This is a genomic window from Paraburkholderia sp. J41, assembly GCF_905220235.1.
In the GTDB taxonomy this organism is placed as follows: Bacteria; Pseudomonadota; Gammaproteobacteria; order Burkholderiales; family Burkholderiaceae; genus Paraburkholderia.
In genome coordinates this window covers 137,864-148,373 of sequence record NZ_CAJMZE010000017.1, presented here as the reverse complement: position 1 = coordinate 148,373, position 10,510 = coordinate 137,864, and the positions used below count along the sequence as shown (strand labels likewise).

The following is a 10,510-nucleotide window of genomic DNA, read 5'->3' as shown; positions in this document are numbered from 1 at the left end:
AGTAAAGGCCGACGTAAATAGTCGCGCCGGACCTCGCGTTCGACGCCTCGATAGATTGGCATAAGCCGTCGGGGCTACCCCGCGGTCCGGTTCATCCCACGTGCATCGCACCGCGCCGACCGGCCGCCCGCATGCCTTCCGACGCGCCTCCTGCTGCACAAACCGATGGCGCGCACGGAACCGACTAGAATATGGGGTTCTCTGCACCTAACTCACAGATTTATGCGCTCGCGAATCGCCAAACGCCTCCCCCCTGACGCCGACAAACTTGTCGGCCTGTCGCTCGCCCTGTTCGCCTCGGGCAGCCGCACCGAAGACCGCTTCTGGGAGGCCAGGCTCGACGCGCTGCTCGCGAAAGTCGTGCGCAACGGCAATCAGACGACGCTCGACGCCGCGCTCGATCACCTTCAGCAAAACCATCCCGACGCTTACGGCGCCCTCGCCGACATGGCCGAAACGCATAGCGAGTCCTTCATCGTCGACCACGAGGGCGCGCAATACGAGGCGCTGCTGGTGGCGGCCCCCGTGCTCGCCTGGACGCGCTACGTGATTCCGTCGGGGCCGCTCAAAGCCGACTCGTCCGACGCGCTGCGCACGCACCTGCAAGCGCACGTGCTGGCAAACGGCACGCGCGTCGCCATGGCGCCCTATCTGTACAGCATCGACCAGTTGCCGCGCCATCACGTCGAAACCTGGCGTCTCGCGCAACAGCTCTCGCAAGCCGCGCTGAGCGGCGCGCCCGCGAAAATCAGCTCGGGCGAACTCCCCGAAACGTCGCCGATCCTCGCTGATCCGCGTTTCCTGCTTGCCGTCGTTGCCGCGCCCGTCGGCGCGCCGCTCTTCCGCTGGCAGGAAGAGGAGCATGGTTCGCGCATCGAGCGCGGCCAATGCCTCGAGCAATGGGCGACCCAAGGCGGCGCGAATCTTGCCGTCGTCATGCCGGGCTGCGAATTCGAGTGCCTGTTGCCGGACGCCTATTACTCGGCCTGCCGCGACGCCGACGAGCGCGTGCGCCCGCATACGATCCGCACCGCCGTGCGCTATCTGCTCGACACCATCGGCGTGGGCGCGACCGACCTGCGCGCCGTGGTCGCAGGCTTCGGCGAGCGCCGCATCGACGAATACCGCATCGGTTTCACGAAGCGCGGCAGCAACGACGTGCTCTACGGCGTGGTCTGGCCGCTCTACGGGCGCGAAAACGGCGAGGCCGACATCGACGAGGAACCGACCGAGGAAAACGTCAGCAATGGTCCGCTGGAGGAAATCGTCGCGTTGCTGAAGGAATCGGGCATCACCGACATCCGCCGCCATGCCGGCCGTTTCGAGCCGGAATATTGCGACGATTGCGGCGTGCCGCTCTACGCGGACCCGCTCGGCGAGATCGTTCACGCCGAGATGCCAGAAGATGCTGAGCCCGCACAGCCACATTTCCACTAAGCCAACGCCCAAATTCCTACCCGGTCCCGCCTCTGTGCGGGACTTTTTTTTGCCTTATGTCCTATGCCATTTGGACAGGCCGCCAGCGCCCAGCCTTTTTGTCATGATGGCTCTGTTGATTCGTTCAGCCGCCGCAGCGATACGGCAGGCGACGCACAACATTCAGAGAGATTTCGAACGACAAGGAGGGCTGTACATGCGTTTCGTTGTACTCAATCCGGATGCCGAACGGCGCGAAGGACTCAAGGCACTGTTAAGGCAAATCGATCGCCGCGCACGCTTTAACGATGCGCCGGACTGGCGAAGCGCCGAGCGCGCGATGCACCGCTTCACCGCCAACCTGATTGTGATCGACTGGCACGCTGGTATCCGGCCGGGTGAACTGCGTCAATTCGTGAGCCGGCACCGCGCGCTGCCCGTCGCCATCCTGGTCGACAGCGGCGAGCCGCCGCACATGGTCCGCCGCCTGATTGACGAAGGCGGGCGCGGCATCATCCGGCGCACGACCGACGCCATCCTGATCGTGAAATTTCTCGAACTGATCCTGCTCGGCGGCGACCATCTGCCCGCGGACGTGCTCGGTCCGTTCGACGCGTGGCCGCTGCCGCCCCGGCGCAATGCCAAAAGCACGGCGCTCGCCCGCAAGCTGCGTCCCAAGGTGCATCTCTCGCCGCGTCAGGAGCAAATTCTGCGGTGCGTCCACATGGGCAACACGAACAAGATGATCGCAAGGGCGCTGGGCATCAGCGAGGGCACGGTGAAAGTCCATCTGACAAGCATCTTTCAACAATTGGGCGCACCCAACCGCGCGGCGGCCGTCGCCATCTATAACGGGTTGCTCGCAAACCAGCTTCAGGTGCTGCGCGCGCAATGCGAGCGCGCTGCAAAGCCGAAGCACGGCGAGCATGGCCCCGTGCCGCTGCGCCCGCGCGAGGCGAGCGAGTTCGTCTATCCGTTGCTGTCTGACGACACTGAAACGCTGCTCCCCATGGCCGCGGAACCCGACACGCCATACGGCGCCGCCGCGCCCGCCCGGCAGGAACTGCCGGCGGAGACGGCCGACGCCGCGGACGACGAAACGCAGATGACGGCTCGCGTACACGTTTTGCCGTCCAACGAGTAATATTAAGCACATGGGGTTCCTATATACGCCGCTTCCGTTCTGGGTTGCCGTCGGTGCGTGGTTAGCCACCGTGGGGCTGCTCGCGTTTGCGCTATGGAAGAACCCCTTCAAACGCTTGCAGGACGCCACGCTCCAGCACGTGTGGCTCGCGATCGTCGTCGCAATCGCCGTGCTGTGGGCTAGCAACGCGTGGCTCGAAGACGGCACCGTGCTGCATCTGCTCGGCGCCACGCTCGTCGTCACGCTGTTCGACTGGGGGCTCGCGCTCGTCGCCATGGGCGCCGTGATCGGGCTCGCTGCCGTGGTCTTCGACGCGCCATGGGAAGGCATCGGTCTTACCTTCCTTGTCTTCGGCGCTTTTCCTGTGGCCGTATCGGCGTTGTTGCAGCGCGCCTGCTCCGCGTGGCTGCCGCGCAATCTCTTCATGTTCATCGTCGGCCAAGGCTTCGTCTCGCCCGCCATCGCGGTTTCGGCAGCGGCCTATCTCGCGCTCGGCGCGCATGTCGCGCTCAACGGCGGCTCCGCGCTTACCGTGCCGGCCGGTTATGCGTTCAGCGTATTTCTGCTCGCTTCGGGCGAGGCCTGGTTTACCGGCATGGCCACCGCGTTGATCGCCGTGTATCGTCCCGCATGGGTCACCACGTACGATGTGCGACGTTATCGACTTGGCGGCCCTCGCACCTGAACACGCGATTTCGAATTTTCCCTGCCTCGCGTGCGCGAATGCGCCTTCGTGGCGTCCTCGCATAAAAATAATTGTTTCGATATTGAACTCAAGCCCGCTACGCGGCATCTTACTGGGCCTGACGTTTCACACCCCTCTTCCCTAACAAGTAGATGGACTGCAACCCTGCATCCCGCCGGCTGCTGACCGTAGCCGGCCAACTGGCTGCGTGCGCCGCGACTCTTCTGATGGCCGTCGCGCCTGCCGCACACGCCGACCAGCTCGATCAGCACAACGACCTCGTCAATAACTTCGTCACGCAGATGCACGCCGATCCGCTGGTCGCCGATTGCGCGGCGCACGGCGACTTCGTCGCCAGCACGTCGGCGGCGCTCGATCACGTGGAGTTTCCGCGTAGCTCGTTCGACAGCACGCATTCGAGCATCACGCCCTGGGGCGACTCGTTCGACGAAGGCAAGCAACGCGTGAAAGTGGACACGATCGTGACCGTGGAAGGCGTGGGCGTGTCGAAAGACAGCGGCGACTCGCCTTACGATCTCAAATTCCGCTGCGGCTATGTCGGCCAGCAGATGCTCGCGTTCAGCTGGAACGATCCTGTGCCGCCCGCGCGGGCGCACAGCGAGCGCGCCGCCGCGCCGCCGGCCAGCGCGCATGCGAAGGGCAAGCATGCAACGAAGAAGGGCGTCAAGGGATCGTCGAAGAAAGCGGCGCCGGGCAAGTCCAGCCACAAGCCGTCGGCGAGCAGCGGCAAGTCGACGTCGAAGCCGTCATCCGGCAAGACCACGAAGAAAAAGAAAACGCACTGAAGCGTCGCTGCGCGCGTCGTCGATATAAAAAAGGGGAAGCGGCTGGCCGCTTCCCCTTTTCGTTTGCCGCTAGCGGGCGTATCGCCCGCGCTCGATCAGGCGAACGTTTCGACGTGATGCAGGATCGCCTGTAGCATCGCGGCGCCTAACGCGGCGCTGCGCTCGCCGTTCCAGCCCACACGTTCGTCGGGCAAATTCGCGTTGTCCTTGAACGGCATTTCGAGCGTGAGCGAGAGGCAACCGTAGCGATGGTCGATGTACTTCGACGCGAGCTTGAGCGCATCCTCGCGATAACGGCCCGATTCGTAGCCGTGCTTGTCCTGGAAGTCGGGACTCGCAAGCTTGAACGCGTCGATAAACGCCTTCTGCTCGACGCGTTGCTGGTCGGTGAAACCGGGCAGCATTTCCGAGCCGGCAACGAACACGTAGGGCAAGGTCTCGTCGCCGTGAATGTCGAAGAACAGGTCGACGCCCGTTGCCTCGATCGCCTCGCGCACCGCCAGCACTTCAGGGCTGCGCCGCGCATCGGGCTCCATCCATTCGCGATTCAGATTCGCGCCCACGGCATTGGTGCGCAGATTGCCATGCACGCTGCCGTCGGGGTTCATGTTCGGCACGATATGGAACACGGCGCGATCGTAAAGTTTGCGCGCCACCGGATCGCCCGCCCAGTCGCCCCAACCCGCAAGCCGCTTCACGAGTCCTTCGACGAACCATTCGGCCATCGTCTCGCCCGGATGCTGGCGCGCGACGATCCACACCGTCTTCTTCGGCTTGCCGTTCGCCGCGCTTTCGCCGCCCATGCCGAGCGTAAGCAGCGACATCGGCCGGCCTTCCACGCTTTGGCCCAGCTCCGTGAGCGTTGCGTGCGGCAACTGTTGCAGCGCGCCGAGAAACGCCGCGTGGCGCTCCTCGCCGTACGGCTCGAAGTACGCGTAATAAATGCTGTCGAACTCGGGCGTATGATCGATCACGAGCTGCTTGCCGTCATACGAAGTCGGCACGCGGAACCAGTTCACGCGGTCGTAGCTCGCCACGGCCTGATAGTCGCGCCAACCTTCGGGGAACGCGCATGCCGAGGCGTTTTCGAACGTCATCACGCAGCGCTCGCCGCGCACGCCGGTGAGGCGGAAATAGAACCATTGCGCGAACTCCGACTCGTTGTCGGCGCGCACGCGCAGGCGGATGTCGCCGGCGCGCGCGGAGGACAAGACCTCGATCGCGCCGGCGTCGAACTGGCTGGAAATGGCAATCGTCATGGTGCGCTCCTTCCTCGGTTTCCAGACGTTATTCTGTGGTCAATTCAATCGGCCAGGCGGCGGCGAAACACATACGTCGAATCGTTCGACGCATCGGCATCGAACGCGTAGCCTTCGCTGTCGAACGCCTTGAGCGCCTCCGGTTCGGCAATGCGATTTTCCACCGCATAGCGCGCCATCAGGCCGCGCGCGCGCTTCGCATGAAAGCTGATGATCTTGTAGCGGCCGCCCTTGAAGTCCTCGAACACGGGCGTGACGACGGGCGCGGCAAGCCGCTTCGGCTTCACGGCCTTGAAGTATTCGTTCGACGCGCAGTTCACGAGCACGCGCGGACCTTTGCGGTTGCGTTCGAGCTGCGCATTGAGCGCCTGCGTGATGCGCTCGCCCCAGAATGCGTAGAGATCCTTGCCGCGCGCGTTTTCGAACCGCGTGCCCATTTCGAGCCGATACGGCTGCAACAGATCGAGCGGACGCAGCACGCCGTACAGGCCCGACAGGACGCGCACGTGATTCTGCGCATAGTCGAGATCGGCGCGGGAAAGCGATTTGGCGTCGAAGCCTTCGTACACGTCGCCGTTGAACGCGAGCACGGCCTGCTTCGCGTTCTTGCGCGTGAAGCGCTTCGACCAGTCGGCGTAACGCTGGAAATTCAGGCGCGCGAGCGGATCGGAAATGCTCATGAGCGTGCCGATCTGCTGCGGCGAAAGGCGGCGCAGGCCTTCGATCAGCTCGGCCGCGTCGTCGACGAAATCGGGGATGGTGTGGGTGTCGATGTGCGCCGGCGTGTCATAGTCGAGCGATTTGGCCGGCGACAGAACGATTATCATAGAGGCTTGCGGGCACGGAGTGCCGATGTCCAAAGGCGAAAGCCCGATTGTAGCGAATTCACGAATGACCGGCCTCACGCCCCAGACTGCCTCCCCTGCCCCTTGCGCGAGCGCGCCCGTGCTCACCGCCGTGCTCGACTCGAACGTCTGGCTCGACATTCTGGTGTTCGACGATCCCCATACGCGGCCGATTCGCGCGGCGCTCGAACAGGGCGCGCTCGTTGCGCTGATCGACGCGCGCTGCCACGCCGAACTCGCGTTCGTGCTCGATTATCCGCATCTCGCGGCGCGCGGCGTCGCGAAAGCCGTCGTGCTCGCCACGCTGGCCACGCTCGTTTCGCTGATCGAGCCGCCCGAACTGCCTGCCGGCGCGCGCGCGCTGCCGCAATGCCGCGACCGCGACGACCAGAAGTTCCTCGAACTCGCCCGCGCGAGCGGCGCACATTGGCTCGTTTCGAAAGATCGCGCCGTGCTCAAGCTCGCGAAGCGCGTGGCGCGCGATTTCGGCTTTCGCATCGCCACGCCCGATGTCTTCGTCGCCGAATGCCTGAACGGCGGCGCCTGAACGCACATCCGAACGCACGCCCGAAGTACGTCCAAGCGTACGCCCGAACACACGCCCAACGCCTCGCCGCAAACGCAAGCGATTGGGCGAACCGCCCGCGCGGCAGGCGCGCGCCCCGCACGCGCGCCGATTTGCCTACAATCAGGCTTTCCTTCAACGAAAGCCGGCCGCTCGCGACATGAACGCTCCGCATTCCCCGAACGCCACGCAGGACGCCCTGCTCTCGCCCTCTTTTCCGTCGCGCCTGCCGAACGTCGGCACGACCATCTTCACCGTGATGAGCGCGCTAGCCGCCGAAAAAGGCGCGGTGAATCTGGGCCAGGGCTTTCCCGACTTCGATTGCGACGCGCGTATCGTCGACGCCGTGGCGCAGGCCATGCGCGACGGTCACAACCAGTATCCGCCGATGGCGGGCGTGGCCGCGCTGCGCGACGCCATCGCCGGCAAGATCGAGCAGATTTACGGCCGCCGCTACGACGCCAACAGCGAGATCACGGTAACGGCGGGCGCCACTCAGGCATTGCTCACGGCGATTCTCGCGACCGTGCATCCCGGCGACGAAGTGATCGTGGTCGAGCCGACCTACGACAGCTATCTTCCGTCGATCGAACTCGCGGGCGGCACGCCGGTGTTCGTGACGCTCGAAGCGCCCGACTACGCAATTCCGTTCGACCGGCTCGCCGCCGCCATCACGCCGAAAACGCGGCTCATCCTCATCAACACGCCGCACAACCCGACGGGCACGGTCTGGCGCGCCGAGGACATGCAAAAGCTTCAGGACATCGTGCGCGGCACCAACGTGCTGATTCTCTCCGACGAGGTCTACGAGCACATGGTCTACGACGGCCAGCCGCACGAGAGCGTCGCACGCTACCCGGAACTGGCCGCGCGCAGCTTCATCGTTTCGAGCTTCGGCAAGACGTATCACGTGACGGGCTGGAAGGTCGGCTACGTGGCCGCGCCCGCGCCGCTCACGGCGGAATTCCGCAAAGTCCACCAGTTCAACGTGTTCACCGTGAACACGCCCATGCAGCACGGTCTCGCGCACTATCTGCGCGACCCGAAGCCGTACCTCGAACTGCCCGCGTTCTATCAGCAAAAGCGCGACTTCTTCCGCGCGGGCCTCGCCAACACGCGTTTCAAACTGCTGCCCTGCGAAGGCACCTACTTCCAGTGCGTCGATTATTCGGCGATCAGCGATCTTCCCGAAGCCGAATTCTCGAAGTGGCTCACGAGCGAGATCGGCGTGGCGGCCATTCCGGTGTCGGCGTTCTATCACGAGCCGCACGAGTCGGGCGTGGTGCGCTTTTGCTTCGCCAAGCAGGAAAGCACGCTCGCGACCGCGCTCGAGCGGCTCGCGCGACTTTGAGCCGGCGCGCGCGATGAACGCGCGAACGGCGCTGCGTTCCCGGTCATCGCGCGCCGTGCCTCGCGCGCGCCCGGCATCGTCGGCACGCTCGACGCCGCGGCCACCATCGCGAAGATCAGGAAGTCGCCGCGATATACGCCTTGCGGTCGGCGCTCACGCGCTGCGCCGCCGGGCGCTCGCCGATCAGCTTGATATAAGCGCGCCAGTCGATGCCCGCGTCGGCGAGAAAATCGCTGCCGTAGATCGCCTGCGTTGCGAGGCCGACGATCGGCAGGCTCACGAACGCCGCCGCGTCGGCCACGCCGAAACTTTCGCCCGCCACATACGGCGCGAACTTCGCGAGCTGCGCGAAACCCGCCACGTAGCGGCGCAGGCGCGTTTCCATCAGCGCTTTCACGCCGTCGCTCACCTTGCCGCCGAAGAACGCCTCGGCGTAAAGCTCGCGCACGTTGAGTTCGAGATGCGTGTCGATGAACGCGATCAATTCGCGCTCTTTCGCGGCCTGCCACGCGTCGGCGGCGAAAATGCGCTTGTCGGGAAAGCGCGCCGCCAGATACTCGACGATCACCTCCGATTCGCACAGAAAGCCCGCTTCCGTTTCGATATACGGCACCTTGCCGCCCGGCGACTGCGCGAGTTGCGGCTCCGTGAGCGGCAAGGTCGTCGTCACTTCCTCGAATGCGATGCCGTGCTCCAGCATCACGAGCTTGACCTTGTTGTAGTAGTTCGAAAGCGCGAAGCCATGGAGCTTGATCATCGTAAGTGCCTCCTTTCTTGAAATTGTACGACCGTGCTATTCTAGGCCAATCAGGAGCCCAAGCGTCCAATGAATCATTTCAATATCGAGACAACCGGCGGCAATCCGCATTTCGCCGGCCTTTGCCCTTCCACCGAGGCCATGCAATGAGCGCCGAACTCCGCAGCAGCCGCCCCGCGGGCCACGAATCGACGCTCGTGCTCACGCTGTCGAATCCCGGCGCGCGCAACGCGCTGCATCCCGACATGTACGCGGCCGCCGTCGAGGCGTTCGACGCCGCCGAGCGCGATCCGTCGCTGCGCGCGATCGTGCTGACCGGCGCGGACAACTTCTTCTGCGCGGGCGGCAACCTCAACCGGCTGCTCGAAAACCGCGCGAAGGAGCCTTCGGTGCAGGCCGCCAGCATTGATCTGCTCGCCGCATGGATCACGGCGATGCGCCAGTCCAGCAAGCCGGTGATCGCGGCCGTGGAAGGCGCGGCCGCCGGCGCCGGTTTTTCGCTCGCGCTGGCCGCCGATCTGCTCGTTGCCGCCGACGACGCGAAATTCGTCATGGCCTATTCGCGCGTGGGCTTGACGCCGGACGGCGGCGGCTCGTGGTTCCTCGCCAACGCGCTGCCGCGCGCGCTCGCATTCGAACTGATGGCCGAAGGCAAGCCGATCGGCGCCGCACGGCTCGCGGAACTCGGCGTGGTGAATCGCCTTGCGAAACCTCAGGCGGCGCTCGACACCGCGCTCGCCTGGGCCGACGAACTCGCAAAAATCTCGCCGAACGCGCTCACGCGCATCAAGAACCTCACATGCGCGGCGGCGGCGCAACCGCTCGAAGCGCAACTCGCCGACGAACGCGAGAATTTCGTCGCATCGCTTCATCATCGCGACGGGCTCGAAGGCATCACCGCGTTCCTCGAAAAACGCGCGCCCGTCTACAAGTGAAGCCATGAGCGACTACGTACTGCCCGCGCGCCGCCGTCTCTACGTGATGCGCCACGGCGACGTCACTTATTTCGACGATACCGGCCGCGCGCTCGACCCGGACACCGTGCCGCTCAACGAGCGTGGCCGCGCGCAAGCAACGGCGGCCGGCGCGGCGTTCGCCCAAAGCGGCTTGCGCTTCGATCGCGTGATCGTGAGCGGGCTGCGCCGCACGGTCGAAACGGCCGAACGCGTGCTCGCGGCCACGGGCCAGTCCATCGCGCTCGAAGTCGAACCGGCGTGGCGCGAAATACGCGGCGGCGCGCTCTCGGCCCTCGCGCCGGACGAAATCGAAGACGCGTTCCTGCGCGCCTTCGACGGCGTCGTGTCCGAAAACACGCGCTTTCTCGGCGGCGAAACCATCGGCGAATTGCTCGATCGCGTGCTGCCCGCGCTCGCCGCGCTGCGCGCCGATACGTCGTGGGACACCGCGCTGCTCGTACTGCACGGCGGCGTGAACCGCGCGCTGCTCTCGCACGCGATCACCGCGGGCGGCCGCGTATTCTTCGGTCATCTCGCGCAGGCCACGGGCTGCATCAACGCGCTCGACGTCGGCGCGGCGAATCACGACTGGGTCGTGCGCACGCTCAATTACGCGCCGCCCGCGCCGCTGCATCGCGACGTGCGCAACACCACGATGGAGATGCTGTACGCGCAGTTCCTGCGCTTTCGTCCGATCGGCTAAACCTCGACCAACACGGAGACGAG

Annotated in this window: 11 protein-coding genes; 8 read left to right on the top strand and 3 right to left on the bottom strand. The window is 65.1% G+C overall.

Features of this window, described 5'->3' with window-relative positions:
* Positions 1–222 precede the first annotated feature (222 nt).
* The 4 genes from U5805_RS19105 to U5805_RS19090 all read left to right on the top strand — a co-directional run bounded on the left by U5805_RS19105 (position 223) and on the right by U5805_RS19090 (position 4,051).
* Positions 223–1,437 carry a DUF2863 family protein gene (locus U5805_RS19105; RefSeq protein WP_322105054.1) on the top strand — a complete coding sequence of 405 codons (1,215 nt, stop codon included), beginning with the start codon at positions 223–225 and terminating at the stop codon, positions 1,435–1,437.
* A 196-nt stretch (positions 1,438–1,633) separates the two neighbouring features.
* A complete protein-coding gene (locus tag U5805_RS19100) occupies positions 1,634–2,560 on the top strand; it encodes a response regulator transcription factor (protein ID WP_322105053.1) in 927 nt (308 codons plus the stop codon).
* 10 nt (positions 2,561–2,570) lie between these two features.
* Positions 2,571–3,245 carry an energy-coupling factor ABC transporter permease gene (locus U5805_RS19095; protein WP_322105052.1) on the top strand — a complete coding sequence of 225 codons (675 nt, stop codon included), beginning with the start codon at positions 2,571–2,573 and terminating at the stop codon, positions 3,243–3,245.
* Positions 3,246–3,397: 152 nt separating this feature from the next.
* A complete protein-coding gene (locus tag U5805_RS19090) occupies positions 3,398–4,051 on the top strand; it encodes a BspC domain-containing protein (protein WP_322105051.1) in 654 nt (217 codons plus the stop codon).
* A 95-nt stretch (positions 4,052–4,146) separates the two neighbouring features.
* On the opposite strand, the gene U5805_RS19085 is transcribed toward U5805_RS19090, so the two are convergent.
* Both U5805_RS19085 and yaaA read right to left on the bottom strand, forming a co-directional pair.
* Positions 4,147–5,310, bottom strand: coding sequence for a M14-type cytosolic carboxypeptidase (locus U5805_RS19085; protein WP_322105050.1), 1,164 nt, complete (start codon positions 5,308–5,310; stop codon positions 4,147–4,149).
* A gap of 44 nt (positions 5,311–5,354) precedes the next feature.
* Complete coding sequence (yaaA, locus tag U5805_RS19080) at positions 5,355–6,137, bottom strand: peroxide stress protein YaaA (protein ID WP_322105049.1); 783 nt, start codon at positions 6,135–6,137, stop codon at positions 5,355–5,357.
* Between the two features lie 64 nt (positions 6,138–6,201).
* Here yaaA and U5805_RS19075 point away from each other — a divergent pair, with 64 nt between their 5' ends.
* A complete protein-coding gene (locus tag U5805_RS19075) occupies positions 6,202–6,702 on the top strand; it encodes a putative toxin-antitoxin system toxin component, PIN family (protein WP_322105063.1) in 501 nt (166 codons plus the stop codon).
* Positions 6,703–6,880: 178 nt separating this feature from the next.
* Entirely contained in the window at positions 6,881–8,071 is a 1,191-nt protein-coding gene (locus U5805_RS19070; RefSeq protein ID WP_322105048.1) for a pyridoxal phosphate-dependent aminotransferase, read from the top strand.
* Positions 8,072–8,186: 115 nt separating this feature from the next.
* Here the strand turns inward: U5805_RS19070 and U5805_RS19065 are convergent, their stop codons facing one another.
* Positions 8,187–8,828: a glutathione S-transferase gene (locus U5805_RS19065; RefSeq protein ID WP_322105047.1), complete on the bottom strand. Its 642-nt coding sequence runs from the start codon at positions 8,826–8,828 to the stop codon at positions 8,187–8,189.
* A gap of 146 nt (positions 8,829–8,974) precedes the next feature.
* On the opposite strand from U5805_RS19065, the gene U5805_RS19060 reads away from it, so the two are divergent.
* Positions 8,975–9,763 carry an oxepin-CoA hydrolase, alternative type gene (locus U5805_RS19060; protein WP_322105046.1) on the top strand — a complete coding sequence of 263 codons (789 nt, stop codon included), beginning with the start codon at positions 8,975–8,977 and terminating at the stop codon, positions 9,761–9,763.
* Positions 9,764–9,767: 4 nt separating this feature from the next.
* Positions 9,768–10,487: a histidine phosphatase family protein gene (locus U5805_RS19055; RefSeq protein ID WP_322105045.1), complete on the top strand. Its 720-nt coding sequence runs from the start codon at positions 9,768–9,770 to the stop codon at positions 10,485–10,487.
* The last annotated feature ends 23 nt before the right edge of the window (positions 10,488–10,510 follow it).